At 39.3% G+C, this 24,331-nt stretch carries 19 protein-coding genes; 16 read left to right on the forward strand and 3 right to left on the reverse strand.

Annotated elements, in window-relative coordinates:
• Position 1: 1 nt before the first annotated feature.
• From ORH16_RS08350 to ORH16_RS08375, 6 genes are all read left to right on the forward strand, one after another.
• Positions 2-718 carry an HAD family hydrolase gene (locus ORH16_RS08350; protein WP_265457942.1) on the forward strand — a complete coding sequence of 239 codons (717 nt, stop codon included), beginning with the start codon at positions 2-4 and terminating at the stop codon, positions 716-718.
• Positions 690-1,871: an iron-containing alcohol dehydrogenase gene (locus tag ORH16_RS08355; RefSeq protein ID WP_265457943.1), complete on the forward strand. Its 1,182-nt coding sequence runs from the start codon at positions 690-692 to the stop codon at positions 1,869-1,871. The genes ORH16_RS08350 and ORH16_RS08355 overlap by 29 nt, the downstream gene beginning before the upstream one ends.
• Before the next feature lie 30 nt (positions 1,872-1,901).
• Positions 1,902-3,341, forward strand: a complete 1,440-nt coding sequence (locus tag ORH16_RS08360) for an MFS transporter (protein WP_265457945.1) — start codon at positions 1,902-1,904, stop codon at positions 3,339-3,341.
• A 30-nt stretch (positions 3,342-3,371) separates the two neighbouring features.
• The gene (locus tag ORH16_RS08365) at positions 3,372-4,322 is read left to right on the forward strand and encodes a nucleoside hydrolase (RefSeq protein WP_265457947.1); all 951 of its coding nucleotides are present in this window, start codon (positions 3,372-3,374) and stop codon (positions 4,320-4,322) included.
• Between the two features lie 61 nt (positions 4,323-4,383).
• Entirely contained in the window at positions 4,384-5,298 is a 915-nt protein-coding gene (gene rbsK, locus ORH16_RS08370) for a ribokinase (RefSeq protein WP_265457949.1), read from the forward strand.
• 723 nt (positions 5,299-6,021) lie between these two features.
• Positions 6,022-6,246: a hypothetical protein gene (locus ORH16_RS08375; protein WP_265457951.1), complete on the forward strand. Its 225-nt coding sequence runs from the start codon at positions 6,022-6,024 to the stop codon at positions 6,244-6,246.
• Between the two features lie 206 nt (positions 6,247-6,452).
• On the opposite strand, the gene ORH16_RS08380 is transcribed toward ORH16_RS08375, so the two are convergent.
• Positions 6,453-7,289: a helix-turn-helix transcriptional regulator gene (locus tag ORH16_RS08380; protein WP_265457953.1), complete on the reverse strand. Its 837-nt coding sequence runs from the start codon at positions 7,287-7,289 to the stop codon at positions 6,453-6,455.
• Between the two features lie 167 nt (positions 7,290-7,456).
• On the opposite strand from ORH16_RS08380, the gene ORH16_RS08385 reads away from it, so the two are divergent.
• From ORH16_RS08385 to ORH16_RS08400, 4 genes are all read left to right on the forward strand, one after another.
• Entirely contained in the window at positions 7,457-9,202 is a 1,746-nt protein-coding gene (locus ORH16_RS08385; protein WP_265457956.1) for an ABC transporter ATP-binding protein, read from the forward strand.
• On the forward strand, positions 9,189-10,970 hold the full coding sequence (locus ORH16_RS08390) for an ABC transporter ATP-binding protein (RefSeq protein WP_265457958.1): 1,782 nt from the start codon (positions 9,189-9,191) through the stop codon (positions 10,968-10,970). Before ORH16_RS08385 ends, ORH16_RS08390 begins: the two co-directional genes overlap by 14 nt.
• Positions 10,971-11,120: 150 nt before the next feature.
• A complete protein-coding gene (locus tag ORH16_RS08395; protein WP_265457960.1) occupies positions 11,121-11,840 on the forward strand; it encodes a RibD family protein in 720 nt (239 codons plus the stop codon).
• Positions 11,841-11,943: 103 nt separating this feature from the next.
• Positions 11,944-13,122: an MFS transporter gene (locus ORH16_RS08400; protein WP_265457961.1), complete on the forward strand. Its 1,179-nt coding sequence runs from the start codon at positions 11,944-11,946 to the stop codon at positions 13,120-13,122.
• A gap of 146 nt (positions 13,123-13,268) precedes the next feature.
• Here the strand turns inward: ORH16_RS08400 and ORH16_RS08405 are convergent, their stop codons facing one another.
• Positions 13,269-14,252 carry a LacI family DNA-binding transcriptional regulator gene (locus ORH16_RS08405; protein ID WP_265457962.1) on the reverse strand — a complete coding sequence of 328 codons (984 nt, stop codon included), beginning with the start codon at positions 14,250-14,252 and terminating at the stop codon, positions 13,269-13,271.
• Between the two features lie 205 nt (positions 14,253-14,457).
• On the opposite strand from ORH16_RS08405, the gene ORH16_RS08410 reads away from it, so the two are divergent.
• Genes ORH16_RS08410 through gtfA form a run of 6 tightly spaced genes read left to right on the forward strand, consistent with a single transcriptional unit; the run spans position 14,458 to position 22,730 of the window.
• Positions 14,458-15,663 (forward strand): extracellular solute-binding protein, encoded by a 1,206-nt coding sequence (locus ORH16_RS08410; protein WP_265457963.1) that lies wholly within the window; start codon positions 14,458-14,460, stop codon positions 15,661-15,663.
• Positions 15,664-15,706: 43 nt separating this feature from the next.
• On the forward strand, positions 15,707-17,068 hold the full coding sequence (locus ORH16_RS08415) for a carbohydrate ABC transporter permease (protein ID WP_265457965.1): 1,362 nt from the start codon (positions 15,707-15,709) through the stop codon (positions 17,066-17,068).
• On the forward strand, positions 17,068-17,910 hold the full coding sequence (locus tag ORH16_RS08420) for a sugar ABC transporter permease (RefSeq protein ID WP_265457967.1): 843 nt from the start codon (positions 17,068-17,070) through the stop codon (positions 17,908-17,910). Before ORH16_RS08415 ends, ORH16_RS08420 begins: the two co-directional genes overlap by 1 nt.
• Before the next feature lie 4 nt (positions 17,911-17,914).
• On the forward strand, positions 17,915-19,582 hold the full coding sequence (locus ORH16_RS08425; RefSeq protein ID WP_265457969.1) for an alpha-glucosidase: 1,668 nt from the start codon (positions 17,915-17,917) through the stop codon (positions 19,580-19,582).
• Positions 19,583-19,594: 12 nt separating this feature from the next.
• A complete protein-coding gene (locus tag ORH16_RS08430) occupies positions 19,595-21,280 on the forward strand; it encodes an alpha-glucosidase (protein ID WP_265457971.1) in 1,686 nt (561 codons plus the stop codon).
• A gap of 4 nt (positions 21,281-21,284) precedes the next feature.
• Entirely contained in the window at positions 21,285-22,730 is a 1,446-nt protein-coding gene (gene gtfA, locus ORH16_RS08435; protein ID WP_265457973.1) for a sucrose phosphorylase, read from the forward strand.
• Positions 22,731-23,049: 319 nt separating this feature from the next.
• On the opposite strand, the gene ORH16_RS08440 is transcribed toward gtfA, so the two are convergent.
• Positions 23,050-23,880: a carbohydrate ABC transporter permease gene (locus ORH16_RS08440; RefSeq protein WP_265457975.1), complete on the reverse strand. Its 831-nt coding sequence runs from the start codon at positions 23,878-23,880 to the stop codon at positions 23,050-23,052.
• Positions 23,881-24,331: the final 451 nt, after the last annotated feature.

The raw sequence follows: 24,331 nt of genomic DNA on the forward strand, positions 1-24,331 counted from the left end.
TTTGCTGAAACTTAGTACAGAAACCTGTATCAGCGTAATTTGGGATTTCGATGGAACCTTGGTAGATACAAGCTCGGATGTTTGGAAATCTTTAATTAGTGCAGCAAGAATGTGTACCGGGGAGATAAACTGCGAGTATATTTCAGATGATACTAATTTGGCAAAGCCAATCCAAGAGATATTTTCTCAGATGTTGATCAATGGGGACGCAAGTCAACTTAATTTTTTCGAAAAGGAAGTTGCAAGCCATTATCGTACAAAGAATAACTTTGATCAATCATTCGCTTATGAAGGCATTCGGGAAATTTTACACTTTTTTCAGGAGCAAGGAGTTCCACAGTTTGTCGCCTCTATGAAGCCTCAACAGCCTTTAAAGAAAGTAATAAAAAAATTGAATTGGGAAGAGTACTTTTTGGAAGTCATAACGCCAGATGTACTAGATAGTAAAGTTTTGACTAAGGAAGAAATGATCTATTTAATAGTAGAAAAAAATAAGTTGGATAAAAAAAGCTGTTATATGATAGGCGATTCAGCGAGTGATATCTTAGCAGCTTCAAAAAATGAAATTTTAACCATCGGAGTAACCTATGGCGATGGAAACTCAGAAGAACTAATTAGTTCTAACCCGGATACAATAATAGATTGTTCTCAATTGTTGAAAGATTTTTTTATAAAAGGAGGGAAGTCATTTGAAGGGGAATTTCGAAATAGAAATTGATACCAAGTTCATTTTTGATGATAGGTGTGAAGAAAGAGTTGGTGAATGCATAGAGGAACTTGGGTATAGTAAGGTTCTACTATTACATGATGACGGAAAATTTCTTCAAGAAAGTGGTCTGCTAGACACCGTCGTGAGTTCATTGCAAAATTCGAAAATCAATTTTTGGGTGTTATCTGGAATTTTGCCGAACCCGAGATTGACAATCGTTGAAGAAGGAATTTCTTTAGTTAAAGAACATCAAATTGATTTGATTTTGGCAATCGGCGGTGGCAGCGTCATTGACACAGCTAAGGCAATTGGTATTGGAGCTAAGGTAAATCATCCAGTTTGGGATTTTTTTGAAGGAAAAGCAATTCCTAAGGATACTGTTGCAGTAAGTTCATTGTTAACTTATCCATCAGCAGGAAGCGAATCTAGCTGTGTGACTGTCATTAATAATACAGAAAAAAAGCAAAAGCTTTTAGTAAGTGCTCCAATTATCAGACCTAGAATGGCTTTTATGAACCCTCGCTTAACCTATTCACTACCCGGCAGTTTAACGGCTTTGGGAATTGTTGATATGTTTTCACATATATGCGAGAGATATTTTTCAGACTCTGATGAAATAGGTGTTATTGATCGTATGGCAGAGGGGGCACTTAAAACAATTGTCGAGATTGGTCCTTTATCGATTTCTGAACCAAATAATTATTTTTATCGATCTGAATTGATGTGGCTGTCAACGATTGCTCAAAATAATACTTTAGGGATTGGTAGAAGCCAGGACTGGGCCACGCATGAAATTGCTAATGAGCTTAGTGCATTGTATGACACTCCACACGGCATTACAATTTCAATTATCATGCCTGCTTGGCTTAAGTACGTGTCTCGGATGCGACAACAACGAGTCGGGCGCTTTGCTGTAAAAGTTTTTGATGTTGAAGAATCAACTCAAGAGTTATCTAAACAGGCGGAGGAAGGAATCACAGCGTTAGAAGCATTTTTCAAAAAAATGAAGATGCCAGTATCGCTAAGGGAGTATGGTCTTACAGAAATTGATATTGAGGCGCTCCTAGATGGAATTAATTTTAATGGTGATGACCAGTCAATCGGCAGCTATTACCGTTTAAATAGAAATGATTGTCGTGAAATTATTAGAATAGCGTATTAATGGATTACAAAATTGAAAGTGAGGAAAAGAATGGAGAATACTAAAGATGTACATGTGACGGGAGTCCCTGTACCAGAAGAAGGAACTACAGAATTTGAAAAAATGAACAAGATGGCAAAAAAAGCCATCCCTCTAATCCTTTTGATTTTCACATTTGGTATTTTAGAGCAACAGGCTTTTGGTATGATCTTTGTGAATATTGGTGAACAGTTGGGAACTCCTAATTTAGCCTCATTAATTACCTCAATTCCTGGTATTATTTTAGGTATTGTTTGTGTTATCTATGGTTCTTTAGGTGACTTTGTTTCTTTGAAAAAAATGACCATTTTAGGTGTTGTAGTCTTTGTAATAGGTTCCCTTATTGGTTTTGTCTTTGGTCCAATGAGCATTTGGGCTGTCGTTATTGCTCGAGTGCTACAATCCGCAGGGGGGCAAGTAGCAGGCTCAGTTTTCTTAGTATTAGTATCCAAATATATTTCTAAAGAAAATCGGGTGGTCTATTATGGAATATTTGTTGCGGTATTTAGATTTTCTGCTGCCTTAGGTGTGGTTGCAGCTGGTTATATCACGAAAGTTGATTGGCGCTGGCTATTCGCAGTTCCTATCCTATCCGTACTATTCATTCCTTCATTAGCTAAAAATCTTCCTGATGATAAAGCAGAAGGAGCAAATATTGATTGGCTTGGTTTTGCATTAATCGGTGCGTTTGCCGGATCAGTTACGATGTTTTTTACAGATATGAATATTTTCTGGGCATCAGCTTCTGTAATTAGTTTAATTTTGTTTGTTGTCTATATCAATAAAGCGAAAGATCCTTTCATTACGCCTGAATTCTTTAAGAATCCAGCTTTTATTGCAACAATGGTTGTCATATTTGTCGGTTACTTCTTTAGCTACACCTTAAATGCAGGGGTCAATGCTATTGGTCTTAATGTTTTCGGGATAGATTCTGCTGAAGTGTCTACCTTGCTTGTCTGGTCGATTTTATTGGCAGCGGTATTAGGTTTTGTCTGTGGACCTGTAGTTAAAAAAATTGGACGTTCGGCAGCTATTATTATGGCTTTGCTATTTATGGGCTTAGGACTTCTAGCAGTCGCTTTTGCGATTCCTTATGGGAAGGTGATGGCTTTAGCAGTAGCCCCATGTATTTACTATTTTGGGACCTCTTTCTTTTATTCACCAATCGTAGATACAGCGACATTGACTGTAACCCCAGAAGAATCTGGCCGTGTTTTAGGAGCTAACGATTTGGTTCAAGCGATTACTGGCTCAGTTGGTGTGGCAATCTTTGGTGGAATGATGTCATCTGGTGTATTTTCTGGAGGCAGTTTAACTGGTACGGCAGAAGGTGCAGCTTCAACTTATTCAAATGTGTTCATAATTGGTGGAGCTATTGTTTTAGCGGCGATGCTCATCTTCATTTTTACTAAAAAAATGATTTATCAGTACTCAGATAAGATTAAACGCTAATAATTAAAGTTTGAAACTGGAGGATAAAAGATGGTAAGGAAAGTAATTTTAGATTGTGATCCCGGACATGATGATGCAATGGCTTTATTGATGGCGATTGCCTCAGAAGAAATTGATTTATTGGCAATCACAACTTCAGCAGGCAATCAGTTGCCTCAAAAAACCTTTGAAAATGCTAGAAAGCTATTGGCATTAGCTAAAAGAGAAGATATTCCGGTCGCAGCAGGTGCAGCTAAACCGTTAAGACGAGAATTGATTATTGCTGATGATGTACATGGGGAGAGTGGTTTAGATGGTGCTGATTTACCCATCCCTACAACTTCTAAATTGTCAATATCAGCTAACGATTTAATCGCAGAAATTTTAAAGGAATCTACAGAAAAAGTAACACTAATTGCTACAGGCCCGTTAACTAATATTGCCATTTTCATTCTGTCACATCCAGAGTTAAAAGAAAAAATCGAATTAATCTCTTTTATGGGAGGTGCTTGCTTCGGTGGGAATATGACTCCAGAAGCTGAGTTTAATATTTATGTCGACCCAGAAGCAGCTGACATCGTTATGCAATCAGGGGTGCCATTAGCAATGTTTGGCTTGGATGTGACGCTGAAAGCACAACTGTTTGATACTGATATTAAAGAAATTCGAGAAATAGGCAATGATGTCGCAAAGACAATGGCCGACTTACTAGACTTTTTCAACTTAACAACAACTGTTCCTTTTTGGGCTGATAATCAACACGTTGAGGGAATTCATATGCATGATCCTTGCGCAGTGGCATTCGTCATTGATCCTACTATCTTCACCACCTATTTGATGCATGTAGAAGTGGAAACCAGCAATACTTTAGCTTTAGGTAGTACAGTTGTTGACTATGACAATGTGTTCAAAAAAGACAAAAATGTGGCGGTTAGCTTTGATTTAGATTTACAAAAATTCCGAAAGCTTACTATGGATACAATGAAGTTTTTCGATAATTAAGGGGTTTCGCAGTTAGAAATATGAATCAAATAATTTTGTCACTAGGTGAGAGGAAAGTCCTATGAATAAAGTAACTGTATTGGGTAGTATAAATTTGGATACCACTATTCGGATGAAACAACTGCCAAAACCTGGAGAAACTGTCCATTCTAAAGAACTCTTCAGTAGCGGTGGCGGCAAAGGGGCAAATCAAGGGATAGCGGCTCAAAGAAGTGGTGCAATGACCACTTTTATAGGTGCAGTAGGAAATGATGAAGCAGGAAAACTTTTACTGGATTTATTGAGTCAAGATGGAATAGATATCTCTGGCATAAGAACTCTAGAAAATGAAAGAACAGGATCAGCGGTTGTCATGGTTGATGATGTCGGAGAAAATTGTATTGTTATCCATTCTGGAGCTAATGAGAAAGTCAGTCTTCCTAACTCAAATTGGCTGATTCACCAAATTCAAAATAGCGATTTTCTAATTGCTCAGTTTGAGACTAATCTGAATGTCATCATTCAAGCTTTCAAAATAGCTAAAGAAAATGGGATAAAAACTATTTTGAATCCAGCTCCAGGTACTAATCGAATTCCTAGGGAGCTGCTTCAAAACACAGATATCTTAATTCCTAATGAAACTGAAGTTGAAATAATTACCGGTCTTACAGTTCAAACGGAAGAAAACTTGGAAACGGCAGCTAAAGAAATTTTGAAATACGGAGTGGAAGTGGTGATTATTACTTTAGGAAGCAGAGGTTCTTACTATTTTAGCCAGAATGGATCTGGGATAATTGCTGCTCAAAAAGTTCAAGCAATAGATTCTACAGCTGCTGGGGATACTTTTATTGGAGCTTTGGCGGCTGTTTTAAAAGCAGATTACTCCAATCTAGTCAGTTCAATTGAATTTGCATCACATGCTTCAGCCATAACTGTACAGCGCTATGGTGCGCAACCTTCAATTCCGTATCTAAAAGAAATTTTAGCAACAAAATGAAGAACGCTTGCGATATTTACCAAATGTAAAAAAATTTAAAATGAATAGTCAAATGTTTAACTTCATTTGACTATTCATTTTTTGCAGAAATCAATTAAATAGAGAATTAAAATCGTTAACAATTGTCAAGAATCTTTAATGTATAAAAGTTGATTGTTTTTAAAATATCAACAAACTGAATTTCGATAGTAGTTTAAATTTTAATGCTGAACTATATTTTGACATTAAATTACAACAAGATTACTATGAATTTTGTAAAAAAAGGTTTGTTCAAGAAAATATCCAGATACTTCAAGGAGATATTTTTAAATTTCCTTTGAAAGAATTGTCGGGAGAACAAGATGTCTTGTGGATTAGGAATTCTCCGTGGGTAACAGTCAGTACCTTGTCTAGTTTGGATTCTAATAATTTACCTACTAAGTCTAATATAAAATTTTAAAAGGAATTGACACTCTAACTGGTGCTAGTAATTTTGATATATGTGAATATATAATTTTATAATTGATAGATGAATGTAAAAAAACTAATACGGTTCTAGCTATGTTATGTAAAACTAATGTAGCTCGTAATGTATTTCAAGAGTTGCATAGACGAAAAATCAACTTTATTCTCAATGTTTGGCATAGGAGATTGTTCATATTCAAGCTACAAAGTTGGTATCAGTGGCTTCTAAAAAAACCATTGTTTGTTTTGATGTATTCAGAGAATAAAAAGTCCATGGTGATGGATGATACAGGATATTTTTTATCTTTTGATGACTATGACCTTGCCTATGTGGTGATGCTGATTATTAATTCAGAATCTGTTCAAGAATTTTTAAAGACTATTGCTTTTTTGGATGCTAAACATCTTTTTACAAAAAAAGTAATACAGCGGATTGATTTTAGAAAAAATATTGCTTATTTAACGATTGAGGATTTAGTTCAGACAGAAATGAATTTGGACTGAATCTTTACATAACTGATGAAATTTATCCGAATTTATGAATTTTAGTTCATATTCATGGAAGTTTCGTTTTCTTAAGTGTTGATGTAAAGGGATTCATAGTTTTCAATAGGAAATTCTCAAAACATTAACATTCGTTTCCTATAGAGTTAGATATATAAACCTAAAAGGCACTTTCCATTTTTATTGGAAAGTGCCTTTTTCACTACTCACCCCTCATCCCCCAACATCAACGATGGCGCCTTCCCAAATTTCTTCTTAAAAGATTTACTAAAATGAAACGTATCCTGATAGCCCACTAGCTTGGCGACGTCGCCAACGGTGTGCTGTTTTTTTTCTAGCAGATATTTGGCGTGATTGAGGCGAATATCAATTAGGTAGCTGATGGGGCTGACGCCAATCAGCTCTTTGAAAATACGTGAGAGATAGGTGGCGCTAACAAAATGGTCTTGGGCCAGCATTTCTAGCGTAATTTCTTGGTCATAATGGTTTTCAATGTAGTAGAGCACCTGGTTGACGATTTTTTGTTGGCGATTTTCATTGTCGAAGAGCAGGTTGGACATTTTGATATCGTTTTCAGTATTGAGGGCCCGCAGAATATAAATCAGCATTTCGATGATGATAATTTTTTGCATCATGGCGCTCTCTGATTGTTGCTGTTCGACTTCGTTGATGGCCTGCCAGGCTTTTTGCAAAACAAAATGCTGGTATTTGCCCAGATTTGGGCGTGGATGGTCGTGGGGCAGAAAATTGCGCTTGAAGCCATCTAAGGAAATATTGCGGATGCCGATATGAAGTTGATGGGAAAAAGTATCTGGCTGCTGCCATTCCCGATGGCGCATGCCGGAATTGAAAATCATCACATTTCCGGCGGCTAAAGAGATGGGCTCTTCCCCTTCAAATTGATAGATGGCTTCTCCCTCTAAAATAATGCTGATTTCTAAAAAATCATGGCTGTGCATATTGGAAAAATTGCGGTCATTATTCCAAGGGTCAAATAGGTAAATGACCTCAGGACTAAAAGTTTTTGGCGAAATAAAATTCATCGAAGGCCCCTCATTTCCTCACTCATATAAATAATATTTTACATTATCTAGACAAAGAAAATCCATTCTCATTGGCAACTATTTTCATTAAACTTTTACATGCAAACAAGGTGGGATTTTTCTTAAAAAATCTAGAGGGAAATTCCTAAAAGGAAGGTGAAAAGAGAATGGGAGATTTGCAGTGGATTTGGCGTTATGCCAAAAGGGACAAGCGGAAAGTTTTTCTGGGATTATTATTTATTTTATTGAATGCGGGGTTGGTGATTGTCAATCCGTATGTTGCGGGAGTTATTGTGGACCGGGTGATTTATCAAGGGGATGCGGGGCTGTTGCTACCAATTCTGGCGGTGATGATTGGCACGACGCTGCTGCGGACGATTGTTCGTTATAGTTATCAAATTATTTGGGAGCAGGTGGGTCAGGATACGATTTATGCGCTGCGGGGCGACCTCTATCAAAAATTGCAGGAGCTGGACTTTGGCTTTTTCAATCATACGCGGGTCGGCGATATTATGGCCCGGATGACGGGAGATACGGATGCGATTCGCCATTTTGTTTCGTGGGTCAGCTATAACGTGTTGGAGTGCGTGATTTGGTTTGTTTCAGCAATTATTGTGATGGGTACGATTAATTTGCGGCTGACGCTGGCGTTGGTGGCGATTACGCCGTTTATTTTTATTTTGACAAATCGGATGGCTCGGGATGCCCATCCATTATTTATTGAAATTCGCGAAAGTTTTTCCCGGCTAAATTCGATGGTGGAGGAGAATATCGGCGGCAATCGCGTGGTCAAAGCCTTCGCCCAAGAGGCTTTTGAGATTGAAAAGTTCAATCACTTTAACGCTGATTTTAAACAACGGAATTTAGATTTGGCTGGAGTCTCCAGAAAATATTTGCCATTGTTAGATGGACTGGCGGGTAGTTTAGGCATGACAGTTTTGGTGTTGGGTGGCTTTTTAGTAATCAACAGTCAAATGTCTTTAGGGGAATTGGTGGCTTTCAATGGCTATTTATGGATGTTGAACAATCCCTTGCGGATGAGTGGCTGGCTGATTAATGATGTTCAGCGTTTTTCGGCTTCTTGTATTAAGATTCGGGAAATGTTAAATCGCAAATCAGAAATTCCTATTGGAGCGGCGGCAGATATTCAGCAAATTAAAGGTGATGTGGAGTTTCGCCATGTGTCTTTTGCTTTTCCTGATGATCCGGAAAAGGAAATTCTAGCGGATGTCTCTTTTACGATTAAACAAGGGCAGACGATTGGTATTTTAGGAGAGACGGGTTCTGGTAAATCCACACTGGTCAATTTAGTCGGGCGTTTTTACGACCCGACGGCGGGCACGGTTTTAATTGACGGCAAAGATATCAAGACCTATCCCGTGCGACAATTACGGGAAAAAATTTCGATGGTGATGCAGGATGTCTTTTTATTTTCCAATACGATTGCCGAAAATATTTCTTTTGGGAATCCTTATGCCGACCCAGAGATGATTCAGCAGATGGCGGCGATTGCCGATGCGGATGCATTTATTCATCGGATGCCAGAGGGCTATGAAACGCTGGTGGGTGAGCGGGGCGTTGGTCTTTCTGGCGGTCAAAAGCAGCGGATTTCCTTGGCCCGGGCTTTGACCAAAGACCCCGCTGTCCTGATTTTGGATGATACAACGTCTGCTGTCGATATGGAGACGGAAATTAAAATCCAAGAAAAATTGACAAATCTGACTCAGCAGAAGACGACTTTCATCATTGCCCACAGGATTTCTTCTGTGCGAAAAGCCGATGTCATTTTGATGATGGAAAAAGGCAAAATTATTGAACAGGGCACCCATGAAGAATTAATTGCAAAACGGGGCAAATATTTTGAAGTCTACCAAAGACAACTGGGAGGAGCTGAGGAAAATGGCTCGCAATAAATACGATGTCGATGAAGAATTAGAAAAAAGTTTTAACTGGCAGGATTTTAAATGCTTAGGGCAATATGTAACGCCTTATCGCAAGCCGATTGCGCTGGTCTTAGTAACAATTATTCTGGCCAATAGTGGAAGTATGCTCTTGCCGCTGTTCACCAAAATTGCCATTGACACATCGATTCCCCAAAGAAACACAAATGAACTGCTGCTGATTGGTGCTGGCTTTCTCGCAATATTAATCATTGTCGGGCTCTGCTTACGCTACCGTATTTTCCAAATTACTAAAATCGGTCAAGATGTCTTGAAGGATATGCGCTTTGATATTTTTCAACATTTGCAAAAGCTGCCTTTTTCTTATTTTGACAATCGACCCCACGGCAAAATTTTGATTCGTGTGGTTAACTATATCAATACGCTGAGCGATTTGCTGAGCAATGGCCTGATTAATCTCGTTTCGGATGTCTTTAATATCTTGATTACCCTCGTCTTTATGTTTGCGATTGATTTCAGACTGACCTTGTATAGCTTGGCTTTGCTGCCGGTGCTGATTATTATGGTGCTGTTTATTAAAAATCGTCAGCGGGCGGCTTACCAAACCTTGTCGAACAAGCAATCAAACATGAACGCCTATATTCACGAAAGCATTGCTGGCATCAAGATTACCCAATCCTTTGCCCGGGAAGCGCAAAATTATCAGGAGTTTCAAACGGTCAGCGATGATTGCCGTCAATCTTTTATGAAGGCGGTTAAAATTCAATTTCTGATGTGGCCGGGGGTGGAAAATATTTCGGTTATTACCACCAGCTTGATTTATTTTGTTGGGGTCAGACAAATGGGTGTCGATGTTTCTGTGGGAACGCTAATTGCCTTCATTTCTTATATTAATAATTTCTGGAACCCTGTTATCAATATTGCGAATTTTTATAATTCGCTAATTACCGCCACCGCTTATCTAGAACGGATTTTTGAAACGTTGGACGAAAAGCCGGTCATACAAGATGCACCGACGGCGATTGAACTGCCTGCTATCACCGGCGACATTGACTTTCAAGATGTCAGCTTTTCCTATGAAGCGGGGAAAAATATTTTAAATCAGGTCAGCTTTCAGGTTGAAGCCGGTCAAAGTATTGCTTTAGTTGGGCCAACTGGTTCTGGGAAGACAACGATTATTAATCTTTTAAGTCGGTTTTATGATGTATCTTCAGGCAGTGTCAAAATCGATGGCTATGATGTGCGGGATGTCACGCTGCATTCATTGCGGCGGCAAATGGGGGTGATGCTACAAGATACCTTTATTTTTTCCGGCACGATTATGGATAATATTCGTTACGGCAAATTGGATGCAACAGAAGCAGAAGTAATTGAGGCGGCGAAAGTCGTGCGGGCACACGATTTCATTAAGGAATTAAAGGATGGCTATCAAACTGTGGTGGAAGAACGGGGCAATACCTTGTCTGCTGGTCAGTGCCAATTGATTTCCTTTGCTCGAGCGTTACTAGCCGATCCAAAAATTTTAATTTTGGATGAAGCCACCTCTAGCATTGATACGAAAACGGAGGAGCTGTTGCAAAAAGGTTTGGTCCAGTTGCTAAAAGGGCGGACTTCCTTTATCATCGCCCACCGGCTTTCGACAATCAAACATTCTGATAAGATTTTTTACATCAACAAAGGTGAAATTGCTGAAGCTGGTAGTCATGATGAATTGATGGCGGCTAGAGGCTTGTATTATTATTTGTATCAATCCCAGTATGATTTGTTGCGGGCGATATAGAAAAGAATAGTTAAAGGTGGAGATTAGAAATTTAAAATCGCCACCTTTTTCCATGCCCCGAAAGCATACTCCAAACCCAACTAAGCATTGGTCAACTCAGCTAGTTTCCTCTAAAGTGAAATTAGAAATTATTTTAGAGGAGGAAGAAAAATGACGAAACCTTTTGTTTTTTGTCACATGCTGATTTCATTGGATGGAAAAATTACCGGCAAGTATATGGAGACACCGGAAGGAGAGCGGGCCGGCGACTTTTTCTATCAACTGGCTTTTGGTCAAGCGCCTTTTTACAAAAATCAAGGCTGGCTGTCTGGCCGGAAAACGACGGATGATAATTTTACTTTTTATCAGGAGCCAGAGCTGCCGGAAAAATTTCCAGAAGTTCCTGATGGGGATTTTATCACCGAGACCGGTCGAAAGATTTATTATATTTCGATTGATCCCTCGGGGAAACTCGGCTGGCAAAAAAATACGATTACCTATCGAGACACGACGGCGACAGTGATTGAAGTGCTGACAGAAAAAGTCAGCGACCAATACAAAGCTTTTCTACGGCAGCGAAATATTCCCTATCTGATTGCTGGCCAAAAGCAGATTGATCCACAGCTGACACTGGAAAAATTGCAACAATATTTTGCTTTGGATTCAGTGATGCTAGGTGGCGGCGGACTATTGAATTGGTCATTTATTGAAGCGGGAGTCTGCGATGAAGTCAGTCTGGTGGTGGCGCCGGTGGCCGATGGCGCCTCTGATAGTCCTTCGGTTTTTGAAAGCGGCAATTTGAGTGACAATCAAGCCGTTGCATTTTCCTTAGAACAAGTGGAAAAGCAAGCAGACGGCACCTTGTGGCTGCGTTATTCAGTTAAAAAATAAACTTCCATGCTTTAAAGGCATACAAAAAAATATTATAAGTATTGGTGGTCTGGTCAGCTTTCCTCTAAAGTAAAGACAGAATGAGTTTAGAGGAGTAAAAAAGATGGATCAACGAAAAAAACAATTGCTCGCCCTTTTGTCGGCGGCTTTGGTGATTGCTTCGGCGCCGGCAATCTCTGCTAATATTCCGGCAATAGCGGCTAGCTTTCCCACGGTCAGCCAAACTTTTATCAGTTTGTTTACGACAATTCCAGCGCTATTTATTATTGTGGGAGTTTTTCTGACTAGCATAGTTGAAAAGCAGCTAGGGCAAAAGAAAACAATTTTGGCAGGCTTATTGATTGTGGCAATTTTTGGTACGCTGCCGGCCTGGTTTAATCAAGCCTTTGCGCTATTATTTTTATCCCGCTGCATTTTAGGGTTAGGCATTGGGTTATTTAACCGACTGATTATCCAAATGGTCAGTGCTTTGTATCAAGATTCCTTGACGAAACGGGCGCGGGCACTAGGTTTGGAAAGTGCCTTTGAAGGGCTGGGGGGCATCGTGATGACAATCAGTGTCGGCCAGCTGGTTAAAATTTCTTGGCAGCTGTCCTTTTTGGTTTATGGCATTTCGTTGATTGGCTTTGTGTTGGTATTGTTCTTTTTGCCAGAACAAAAAAAATCTGCACAAGCGCCTACCGCTGATTTAACAATAACGGTAAAAGCTGCTCCAGCAGTCAAAGCAAAGATGATTCAGCTGGCTTGTTTGTTATTTGTGATAGTCGGTTTGTTTATTATTTTTAATCTGCAAATCACCCCGCTGCTTTTAGAAAAGGGCATTGGCGATGCTACACAGGGGAGCAATATGATTGCCGGCATTTCGATTGGCGCCTTTATCGCAGGGAATTTATTCGGCAAAACTTACACTATTTTGAAAAATTATGTCCTGCCGACTGCAGCCTTTTTAGCGGGGACCTTTATCATTTTGACGACAATTTCAACATCGATTCCCTTGACAATTCTCCTTTCCGGCGGCTTGGGCTTTGCCTTTCGCAATATCATGCCTTTTTTTAATCATTTATTTACCTCGGCTGACGGTGATTCCGCTAAGTTTGGGACGACGGCAATTTTAATTGCCTACAATTTAGGCTCGACCTTTTCGCCTTACTTTATTCAAGGCTTTAATTTTTTAGGCGTTAATCAACCAAGTTTGCTTTTGCAAGTTGTCGGAATAATTTTTATTGGCATCGCAGTGTTGACGGCAATTTTTAACCGGAAAATTTATCTAGAAGAAATTTAATAAAAAAAAAACCACCTCTTTGAAAATAGATTTGTAGGAAGTACCGTAAAAGTAAGCATAAAATGCTAACTCGGCGGTCACTTCAAGCATCTATCGTTTAAAAGGTGTTTTTTTGTGTATAGAGGGATTGTTATTTTCCTTCGAGGTTAAACTGACTCCCGAACGATTAAGCGAGTTTCTAACGGTGCCGCTTTAGGAACTGGTTGTTCTTCAATTTTGGCAATCAACGCTTCTGCTGCCAGCCGACCCATTTCCTCAATCGGCTGATGAATCGTAGTGATTTCCGGATTGGTTAAGGCGGCCATCGGTTGGTCGTCAAAGCCTAAGACCGCTAAATCAGTTGGGATAGTTAACTGAAATTTGCGGGCTTCACTGATAATGCCGGCTGCCACTTCATCGCCGTTGGAAAAAACGGCGGTTGGTCGCAAAGTATCAGTAGCCATCATTTTTTGTAAAAATTGGCGACCACCAGCTGCCCCTAAAATATTTTCATAATAATCCGTGTCGGAAAATTCGATGCCAGCTTCTTTTAAGGTTTTTAAAAAGCCTTTAAAGCGATGGTCGTGGGCATTGCGAATATTGCCGGTACAAAAGGCAATTTTGCGATGGCCTTTTTCAATTAAAAACTTGGTTCCTTGATAACTGGCTGCCTCTTCGTCAATTTGAATCACCGGCAAATCCTTCGAGCCGATGTAACGATTGCAGAGAATTATTTTGCCTTCATCAATCAGTTGGACAATATTGTCCGTGGCATGTTCTAAATTGGTGACAATAATTCCGTCCAGCTGTTTTTTGGAAATCAGCTGAATAAAAAAATCCTCCAGCTCAAGATTGCCCTGAGTTTGTAAAACAACAAGGTTATAGCCTTTTGCTAAGGCGGTTTTCTCGATTTCATTGACTAGATAGGCGAAAAATGGGTTGGTGATATAAGAAATAATCACGCCAATCATTTTGGATTTTTTACCCCGCAGCTGCTGGGCGACATTATTGGGGAAATAATTTAAATCCGCCATCGCTTTTTCAATTTTCTTTTTGGTTTTTTCTGAGACATAAGGATGATTATTTAAGGCACGGGAAACGGTTGTCACTGAAACCCGGGCTTTTTTTGCAACGTCTTCAATACTGGCCATGTGCTCAACTCCTTAGAAAAAATCTTAATTTAATTATAGCTTAAAAACTTGATATAGCAAGGAATAAATCATATGGTAACGATTATCATATGAAAACGGTTGACAATTTCTTTTGCGGCTGTTATTCTCAATTTATGAAAACGATTGACATAAATGATTAGCAATTATTTTTTCAATAGAAAGAGTAAAAAGAAGGAGTAAAAAAATGAAAAAGAAATTATTTGCAATAGGTTCAGTACTTTTTCTTAGTTTTGGTTTAGTCAGCTGTGGGCAGGGTGCAGAAGATGAGGTCAGTCTAAAATTATGGGTCGATCCTGGTAGTAGTGAATTTTATGAATCTGTCGTGGCTGAATATCGGGAAACATATGACATCGACTACCCGATTGAAATTATTGAATCTGATACTGGAAAAGCACAGGAATATGTTAAAAAAGATCCAGAGGCAGCTGCCGATGTTTTTAGTATGCCCCATGATCAGTTGGGTCAATTAGTTGAAGCCGGAGTTATTTATGAAAATACCAAATATCGTGATGATGTGACGGAATTAAATACAGAACAGGCTGTCGAAGCTGCTACTTATGAAGGCAAGATGTATGGCTATCCCTATGGTGTAGAGAGTATGATGTTGTACTATGACAAATCGGTTTTGAGTGAAGAGGATGTTCAAACTTTTGAAGGGATTGTGGCAAAAGCCAAAATTGGTTTAAACCTTGAGGAAAACGGAGCTGATTATTTTGCTGTCCCATTCTTTGTATCCAATGGTTCGAAACTTTACGGAGATAATGGTGAAGATCCTAACGGAACCACCTTTAATGATCAGTATGGGGTTAATGTTTTAAAATGGATAGCGGCTCAAAAAGCTAATCCAAATGTTGTACAAGCTAATGCTGACTTAATGAGCCAATTAGAAAATGGGTCAATTTCAGCTTTGGTCAGTGGTCCTTGGGGGAAAGATAGTGTTGAAGAAATTCTAGGAGATAATATGGGAATTGCCACCTATCCAATGAATGACTTTGGCAACGGGAGTGTCCAAATGAAAGCTTTTCTTGGAGTGAAGCTTTATAGTGTCAATGCATTTACTGAACACCCTTTAGAAGCGATGGCGTTGGCTAATTACTTAGCAGGTGAAGAGGCGCAGTCACGGGCTTTTGATGAATTAGGGATGACTCCTTCCAATTTAGTTTTGCAAGAAACGGCTAAAGTATTAGAAAATCCTTTGGCCAGTACAGTTGTTGAGATGGCGACACCAGAACATACATTGTTGATGCCTAAAATTCCTGAGATGGTTGGTTTTTGGCCTTCTGCGCTTTCAGTAATTAGTGATGCCTATAAAGGGAAAATCCCTGAAAATCAAATGGAAAACAAATTAACTCAGCTGATTGAAGACACATCAACAGTTGCTGAAGAATAGTTGATAGTAAAGAACAGTTGAAACGATAAAATGAGGTGGGAAAATGGAAGAGAGCAGAGCAAAAGAAATCAATCAGATTTCTTTTAGAGAATTTTTTTCTCAAGGGGATGTAGGGGACAAGCTATCCTTTATTTTAATGGGAGTCAGTAATATTATCCATCAGCAGATTTTGAAGGGATGTCTATTTCTCATTTCAGAGATTGCTTTTGTCAGCTGGTTTATTCTTTTTGGAATTCGCAATATTATCAGCATGATAACTCTGGGAACAGCAGAGCAAAGCTGGCTTTATGATGCCGCGTTGGAGATCAATATCCGTGTGTCTGGTGATAATTCCATGCTGCTATTGATTTATGGGATTGCTACGATTTTAGCCGCCGTAGCGTTTGGCTTTTTGTATGTTGCTAGCCTGAAAAGCGGCCGTAAGAATTTCTTTTTGCGGGAACAGGGCTTAAGCATTCCAAATTTTAGAACAGACTTAAAATCATTACTAGATGAAAAATTCCATTTAACGCTGATGTCAATTCCATTGCTAGGGGTGATTATTTTCACCGTCTTACCACTGGTGTATATGATTTCTTTAGCATTTACTAGCTACGATCATAATCACTTGCCTCCTAGAAATTTATTTGACTGGGTGGGCTTAGTTAACTTTGGCAATGTCTTGAATGGCCGTATTTCCGGCACCTTCTTTCCACTATTGGGTTGGACATTAATCTGGGCAGTGTTGGCGACTGTTACTAGCTTTTTCTTTGGAGTTTTATTAGCAATGCTGATTAATTCTAAAGGTATCAAAGGCAAGAAAATTTTCCGTACACTTTTCGTATTGACGATGGCAGTACCGCAATTTATTTCGCTATTGATTATGCAAAATATGCTGCATGCTTCTGGTCCTATCAACACTCTTTTGGAGAATTGGGGCTGGATTAGCGGCCCGATTCCATTTTTAACAGACGGTTTGATGGCTAAAATTTCCATTGTAGTTGTCAATATGTGGATTGGAATTCCAGTTTCAATGCTGGTGACAACAGGGATTATTATGAACTTGCCAGAAGAACAAATTGAGGCAGCTCGGATTGATGGTGCGAATAAATTTCATATTTTCCGCTATATTACGTTTCCACAGATTTTGTTTGTGATGGCGCCTAGTTTGATTCAGCAATTTATCGGCAATATTAACAACTTCAATGTTATCTATCTGCTGACAGGTGGAGGGCCATTGAACAGTGATTATTACAGCGCTGGTGAAACGGACCTATTAGTGACTTGGTTGTATAAATTGACTGTGGAGGTCGCCGATTATAATATCGCTTCTGTTATTGGAATTATCACTTTTGTACTGAGTGCTGTCTTCTCATTGTTTGCTTACACCCGTTCTGGTTCCTATAAGAAAGAAGGAGAAATCTAATGGAAAAAAGTCGCAAAAATACCAAATTTTTAATTTATGCTCTACTGATCGCTTTGGCGATTCTCTGGGTTTTTCCGATTCTTTGGATTGTCTTGACCTCATTTCGTGAAGAAGGTGGTCAGTTTGTTTCATATATCATTCCTAAGCATTTTACTTTAGAACATTATAAGTTTTTGTTCAGTGGCAGTTCAAGTTTTCCTTTTCTTCGCTGGTTTATGAATACGCTGATTGTCTCAATCGCTTCTTGTCTGCTAAGTACAGCAATTACGATTTCCATGGCATACGTTTTATCGCGGTTGCGCTTTAGATTTCGCAAAAGCTTTTTGAAAATTGCTTTGGTTTTAAATATGTTCCCGGGATTTATGAGTATGATTGCTGTCTATTATATTTTGAAGGCGTTAAATTTGACTCAAAGTTTATTTGCTCTAGTCTTAATTTATTCATCAGGGGCAGCCTTAGCTTTTTATATTGCAAAAGGCTTTTTCGATACAATACCCCATTCTTTAGATGAGTCGGCGATGATTGATGGCGCAACAAAATTTCAAATTTTTACTAAAATCACACTGCCCTTATCTAAACCAATTATTGTCTATACAGCTTTGCAGGCATTTATGTCACCTTGGATGGACTTTATCTTTGCCCGTGTCATTATGGGGGATAAGGTGGAGAATTACACAGTCGCAATTGGATTGTATTCAATGATGACTAGGGATAATGCGGATAATCTGTACATGGCTTTCACCGCTGGTTGTGTAATTATCGCAATCCCGATTACAATGCTCTTTATTTTCCTACAAAAATATTATGTGGAAGGAATTACGGGCGGTTCCGTAAAAGGTTAAGAAGATGACAGTCAAACATAAATGGTGGCAAGAAGCAATTGGCTATCAAATTTATCCCAAAAGTTTTCAAGATAGTAATCATGATGGAATTGGGGATATTCAAGGGATTATTCAACATTTAGATCAGTTGAAAGATTTAGGCATCACAGTGATTTGGATTAGTCCAATTAATTTATCGCCGATGGTGGACCATGGTTACGATATTTCTGATTATCTGCAAATTGATCCTTCGTTTGGAACTAATGGGGATTTTGAGGAACTAATTGCCGCCGCCAATGATCGAGGGATTAAAGTCTTATTGGACTTGGTGATTAATCATACTTCTTCTGAACATGAATGGTTCAAAAAAGCAATGGAGGATTTAAATAGTGAGTATGCGGATTATTATGTGATTAAAGAAGGTAAAGGCGATTTACCACCAAACAATTGGCGCTCGATTTTCGGCGGCAGTGCGTGGGAAAAAATTGCAGGCACGAATAAATACTATTTGCACTTATTTACAGTAGAGCAGCCAGATGTCAATTGGGAGAACCCTAAACTACGGCAGGAACTGTATAAGGTGATTGAATTTTGGTTGGACAAAGGTGTAGCCGGCTTTCGGATTGATGCCATTTCCCACATTAAGAAGATTTATGATCAAGAGGATAGTCCCGCTGATGGACCTGACGGCTTAGCAACCAATTGGGAATTATATCGAGACGCAGAAGGCATCGGTGAATTTCTCGGAGAAATGCGCGATATGACTTTTAAAGGCAAGGACATTTTAACGATTGCTGAGATGGATGTTGAGGATCCTCAAAAATGGGAGGAATACTTCGGTGATGATGGCTACTTCACCTCGATTTTTGACTTTTATCACACACCCTTTACAGTGCAAGACAAAAAATATCGAGATGATCCAGTAGCTTTTATTGAAATGTTGAAAAAATTAGTTTTTAAAAAACAGCAATTAGCTAACGGGCGTGTGTTTTTCACAAATTTCATTGAGAATCATGATTTGCCGAGAGCCTTGAATCGTTTCATTCCTCAAAAAGAGATTAACTTTCATTCGGCCTCAGCACTGGCATTGTTTTATTTCTTTTTGCGGGGAATTCCCGTGATTTATCAAGGCCAAGAAATTGGTATGGTGGATTATCCAAAAGCGTCGATTGAAGAGTATGTAGACTTGGCCACCCACAATAACTATCAAGACTATCTTTTGCGCAATTATACCGAAGTTGAGGCTCTGCAACAGATTAATATTGAAAATAGAGAGAATAGTCGGACACCTATGCAATGGGATAATACAGCTTATGCAGGTTTTAGCGATGTAACACCTTGGTTTGCAGTCAATCCTAATTATCCTCAATTGAATTATCAAGTAGAAGAAGAAAATCCAGCCTCCTTGCTGAATTTCTATAAAAAAATGACAACTTTGCGAAAAAGAGCTGCTCTGCAACCGATTTGGATTGATGGTGATAGTTTGCCAATCTTAGAAGATTATGCTGGATGCATCGCATATCAGCGGGTACTAGTTAATCAAAAATTAACCGTCGTAATTAATTTTACTAATAAAAAAATGACGCTGCCTTTGGAGAAATCGGAAGTGCTGCTAACTAATTATGACCAGGTTGCTTGGAGGAAAAAACAAGTGGAATTGCAACCGTATCAAGGACTTATCTTAAAGGATTAGGGAGCGTAAAGGATGAAAAAAAATTGGTGGAAAGAGGCGGTTGTCTATCAGATTTACCCCAAAAGTTTTCAAGACAGCAATGGTGATGGGATTGGCGATATTCCAGGGATTATCACTCGTTTAGATTATCTCAAGGAACTGGGGATTAATGTTATTTGGCTATGTCCCGTATACAAGTCACCAATGGATGATGGGGGGTACGATATCGCCGACTATTATCAAGTTGATGAGATGTTTGGCAGTAATCAGGATTTGGAAGAACTATTAACCAAAGCCAACCAACTAGGAATGAAAGTTTTGATGGATTTGGTAGTCAATCATACATCAGATGAACATGCTTGGTTTCAAGAAGCAATTAAAGATCCTACCAGTCCATACAGGGATTACTATGTCTTCCGCGAAGGCCGTGGAGGTCAAGCACCTAATAACTGGCGCTCTTATTTTGGTGATTCCGCTTGGGATTTGGTACCGGGAGAGGATAATTTATTTTACCTCCACGCTTTTACAAAAAAGCAACCGGATCTAAATTGGGAAAATGACAATTTGCGACAGGATATTTACGATATGATTAACTACTGGTTAGATAAAGGCTTAGCTGGTTTTCGGATTGATGCAATTTTAAATATTAAAAAGCGAATTGAGCTAGGGGACTTTCCCGCAGATGGTGAGGACGGACTGACCTTTATTGGCCCGTGGATTTTGAATCAGCCGGGAATTGAAATTTGGCTAAAAGAAATGAAGGAAAAAACTTTTATCCCCCATGACAGCATGACGGTTGCCGAAGCGAATGTGCCTCATGAGCGTTTAGGTGAATATATTGGTGAAGATGGTTTTTATTCGATGGTTTTTGATTTTAGTTATACAGATATCGACGTGCCGACAACCGGGGAATGGTTTAAACCGAGTGGCTGGACTTGGCCACTATTTGCAGAAAAAGTTTTCGAGAGTCAAGTGGAGACACAAAAACAGGGATGGGGAGCGACTTATCTAGAAAATCATGATCAACCACGTTCTCTTAATAAATATTTACCAGCAGCCGATATCAATAATGAAAGTAAAAAAATGTTGGCTACATTATGGATGATGCTTCGGGGAACCCCATTTATTTATCAGGGGGAGGAACTAGGGATGACGAATAATGCTGGGATGACAGCTATTAGCGATTTTGATGATATCGCCACCCATGACCAATTTCATCGGGCTAAATTGTCTGGTATGACACAAACTGCAGCATTTGAAGCTGTCAGTCAGCGCAGTCGCGATAATTCCCGCACGCCAATGCAGTGGGAGAATTCAAAAAATGCTGGTTTTTCAACTGCTGATCAAACATGGTTAAAGGTGAATCCCAATTATCCTGAAATCAATGCTGCATCTGAAATTTCTGATGAAGATTCGGTCTTTCGTTATTACCAACAACTAATTGCGCTGCGGAAAAACAGTATTTATCGTGATGTTGTCATCTACGGAGAATTTCAACCAGTTTTGACTGACAATAGCCAAACGATTGTTTATCTACGAAGACTTGTTGAAAAGGAAATTCTAATAGCTGTTAATGTGACTAACGAAGTCCAAGAAATAGTAATACCAGAGGGTTTCAATCATTTTATATTAGGGAATTATGGGAGGGAAAATTTTTCAGCAGGACAATTGATGCTGAAGCCATACGAGAGTCTCATCATTGCCAATTTTGGAGGATAAAAAAATGAAGCTAACCAATCAAGTCATGCTAATCACCTATGCTGACAGCTTAGGCAAAAATCTGAAAGAACTAAAGCAAGTGCTGGATAATTATTTAACGGATGTGATTGGCGGGGTTCATCTGCTGCCCTTCTTTCCTTCGACGGGCGACCTCGGTTTTGCCCCGATTGACTATCGGGAGGTGGACAGTGCTTTTGGCGATTGGCCGGAGATTGAAGCGTTGGGGGAAAAATATTACCTGATGTTTGATTTTATGATCAATCATATTTCCCGCCAATCGACTTATTTTAAAGACTTTAAAGAAAAGCACGAAGACTCCGCTTATAAAGAAATGTTCATCCGGATTCACGAGTTCTTTCCTGAAAATCGACCGACACAAGCCGACATTGACTTAATTTATAAACGCAAAGACAAGGCGCCTTTTCAAGAGGTGACCTTTGCTGATGGTCAGCAGGAATTAGTTTGGAATACCTTTGGAGAAGAACAGATTGATTTGGATGTCACGAAGGCCGTTACTAAACAATTTATTCAAGAAACGATTGCCGATATGGCGGCTCATGGTTGTTCGCTGATTCGCCTCGATGCCTTTGCCTATGCCATCAAAAAATTGGACACCAATGATTTTTTTGTTGAACCGGAAATTTGGGAATTATTGGACGAGGTTAGAGCGGAGGCAGCCACACATCAAGTGGCGTTATTGCCGGAAATTCACGAGCACTATTCAATCCAAATGAAAATTGCCGATCACGACTATTATATCTATGATTTTGCTTTGCCGATGCTGACTTTATATAGCCTGTATAGCGGTCAGACAGCGCCTTTGGCAAACTGGTTGAAGAGGAGCCCGATGAAACAATTTACGACACTGGATACCCATGATGGCATCGGCGTTGTAGATGCCCGGGATTTATTATCCCCGGAGGAGCTGAGCTATACTTCTGAGGAATTGTATAAAGTTGGTGCCAATGTTAAAAAGATTTATTCCTCTGAGAGCTACAATAATTTAGATATTTATCAAATCAACAGCAGCTATTATAGTGCATTAGGCGACGATGACCGCAGCTATCTGCTGGCACGGGCGCTGCAATGTTTTGCTCCAGGTATTCCGCAGGTTTATTATGTCGGATTACTGGCTGGAAAAAATGATATTGAGCTATTAGAGGCCACCAAAGAAGGCCGCAACATCAATCGCCATTACTATGACTTAGCTGAAATTGCAGAAGAAGTCCAGCGGCCGGTTGTTCAACAGCTTTTTGAATTATTGAAATTCCGCAATCGCAGTGCTGCCTTTGATTTAGCTGGCAGCATCACCGTGGAGACACCAAGTGCAACGGAAATTGTCATTACCCGTAAAAATCAAACGGGTGAGGTAACGGCAACACTGACGGCTGATTGCCAAACAAAAAACTTCAGTATTCATGAAAATGGTAAGTTGGTTTTTGAACAGTAAATAAAATTTGTCCCTACAACGGAAATTAAACCGTTGTAGGGACTTTTTGTGGTTTTAAGTTGCTGATGAAAGTTAAGAGCGTGTAGGCTGGCCTAACATTTTTAAGCGAATCATGGGTAAGTTAACTTAATAATTCTGTGGATAACAGAATGAACTATTTTAAACCCACTAGAAATCACTGCAATAATGTTTCGCCACAATCCAAATACCCACCAGGACTAATTAAAAATTTAGTCCCGTCTATATCGACAGCCTGAATAATTCTCAAAACAAAAAATCCCCGCTGCAATCATTTGAGGGAGGATTTTTCACGTTTCTTTTATTTCACAGCACCATTGCTCATACCGGCAATGATATTTCTTTGGAAGACTAGATAGACTAAAGTGATGGTGATGATCCCCACCGTGTAAGAAGCAAAGCTTGGACCGTAGTCGTTGAAATATTGTCCCGTGTAGTTGTATTGGAACAACGGTAAGGTCCACATGTTAGAATCCCGATTTAAAATCAACAACGGCAACATGAAATCATTCCAGAACCACAGGGCATTGATGATGACGGTGGTTGCATGCATTGGCTTTAACATTGGAAAAACGATTTTGAAATAGGTGGTAAAATGACTAGCGCCGTCAATTTCAGCCGCTTCATCCAAGCTGACTGGCACGTTTAATTTGATAAAGCCAACGTATAGGAATAGCGTTTGTGGGACAGCATACGTGATATAAAGCAAGATTAGACCCCACATATTTGCTAAACCAATCCGGCTCATCATAACGGTAATTGGAATCATAATGACTTGAAAGGGCACGAAAATTCCTAGAATTAAAAAGAGATACATTAATCCATAAGCTTTGCCGCTGGACATTTTGCGGGCCAGAGAATAGGCAGCCATCGGGATGATTGCCGTTACTAAGAGGACGGCAATGACCGTGATCACTGCGGAGTTCCAGAAGTAATGGCCGATGCCGTCTTCTAGTAGTCGCTTAAAGTTATCCAGCGTGCCGGGATTAGGCAGGCTGAAGAAATTATTCATAATATCTGGGGTCGTTTTGAAGGAGCTGAACAAGGTTGCTAGCAACGGCACTAAAATCATAAAGCCGCCTAACAGCAAGAGCAAGTATTTTGGAATATTTTTTTCTTTCGATGTTTTCATTAGGAACCTCCTACTTCGTTTTAAAGGAATAATTTTCTTTCAGAAAATTAGATTCTCATCCGTATGTCATTCCGCTAAACAGGTTTTTTCAAGTTTTCTTTTAGCAAAGAGATTTTGTTTAGCCGAGGGTGACTGTGAAAAGCGGAACTGAAATCCTACTTCGTGTTAAGGGAATAATTTTCTTGCAGAAAATTAGTTTGATTCTCATCCGTATATCATTCCGCTAAACAGGTTTTTTCAAGTTTTCTTTTAGCAAAGAGATTTTGTTTTACTAGCGGAGAGTAACTGCGAAAAGCGGAACTGAAATCCTACTTCGTGTTAAGGGAATAATTTTCTTGCAGAAAATTAGTTTGATTCTCATCCGTATATCATTCCGCTAAACAGTTTTGGTCAAGTTATTTTTAGCTAAGTGATTGTTTTACTAGCGAAGAGTAACTGCGAAAAGCGGAAC

The sequence above is a fragment of the Enterococcus sp. HY326 genome, assembly GCF_026157065.1.
GTDB lineage: Bacteria > Bacillota > Bacilli > Lactobacillales > Enterococcaceae > HY326.

What these genes read in the sequence shown, in the direction of transcription:
- ORH16_RS08415 (WP_265457965.1), top strand. Translation starts at nt 15,707, where the DNA reads ATGGAAGAGAGCAGAGCAAAAGAAATCAATCAGATTTCTTTTAGAGAA.
- ORH16_RS08375 (WP_265457951.1), top strand. Translation starts at nt 6,022, where the DNA reads ATGGATGATACAGGATATTTTTTATCTTTTGATGACTATGACCTTGCC.
- ORH16_RS08385 (WP_265457956.1), top strand. Translation starts at nt 7,457, where the DNA reads ATGGGAGATTTGCAGTGGATTTGGCGTTATGCCAAAAGGGACAAGCGG.
- ORH16_RS08425 (WP_265457969.1), top strand. Translation starts at nt 17,915, where the DNA reads ATGACAGTCAAACATAAATGGTGGCAAGAAGCAATTGGCTATCAAATT.
- ORH16_RS08390 (WP_265457958.1), top strand. Translation starts at nt 9,189, where the DNA reads ATGGCTCGCAATAAATACGATGTCGATGAAGAATTAGAAAAAAGTTTT.
- rbsK (WP_265457949.1), top strand. Translation starts at nt 4,384, where the DNA reads ATGAATAAAGTAACTGTATTGGGTAGTATAAATTTGGATACCACTATT.
- ORH16_RS08405 (WP_265457962.1), bottom strand. Translation starts at nt 14,252, where the DNA reads ATGGCCAGTATTGAAGACGTTGCAAAAAAAGCCCGGGTTTCAGTGACA.
- ORH16_RS08410 (WP_265457963.1), top strand. Translation starts at nt 14,458, where the DNA reads ATGAAAAAGAAATTATTTGCAATAGGTTCAGTACTTTTTCTTAGTTTT.
- ORH16_RS08430 (WP_265457971.1), top strand. Translation starts at nt 19,595, where the DNA reads ATGAAAAAAAATTGGTGGAAAGAGGCGGTTGTCTATCAGATTTACCCC.
- ORH16_RS08400 (WP_265457961.1), top strand. Translation starts at nt 11,944, where the DNA reads ATGGATCAACGAAAAAAACAATTGCTCGCCCTTTTGTCGGCGGCTTTG.
- gtfA (WP_265457973.1), top strand. Translation starts at nt 21,285, where the DNA reads ATGAAGCTAACCAATCAAGTCATGCTAATCACCTATGCTGACAGCTTA.
- ORH16_RS08380 (WP_265457953.1), bottom strand. Translation starts at nt 7,289, where the DNA reads ATGAATTTTATTTCGCCAAAAACTTTTAGTCCTGAGGTCATTTACCTA.
- ORH16_RS08420 (WP_265457967.1), top strand. Translation starts at nt 17,068, where the DNA reads ATGGAAAAAAGTCGCAAAAATACCAAATTTTTAATTTATGCTCTACTG.
- ORH16_RS08395 (WP_265457960.1), top strand. Translation starts at nt 11,121, where the DNA reads ATGACGAAACCTTTTGTTTTTTGTCACATGCTGATTTCATTGGATGGA.
- ORH16_RS08365 (WP_265457947.1), top strand. Translation starts at nt 3,372, where the DNA reads ATGGTAAGGAAAGTAATTTTAGATTGTGATCCCGGACATGATGATGCA.
- ORH16_RS08440 (WP_265457975.1), bottom strand. Translation starts at nt 23,880, where the DNA reads ATGAAAACATCGAAAGAAAAAAATATTCCAAAATACTTGCTCTTGCTG.
- ORH16_RS08360 (WP_265457945.1), top strand. Translation starts at nt 1,902, where the DNA reads ATGGAGAATACTAAAGATGTACATGTGACGGGAGTCCCTGTACCAGAA.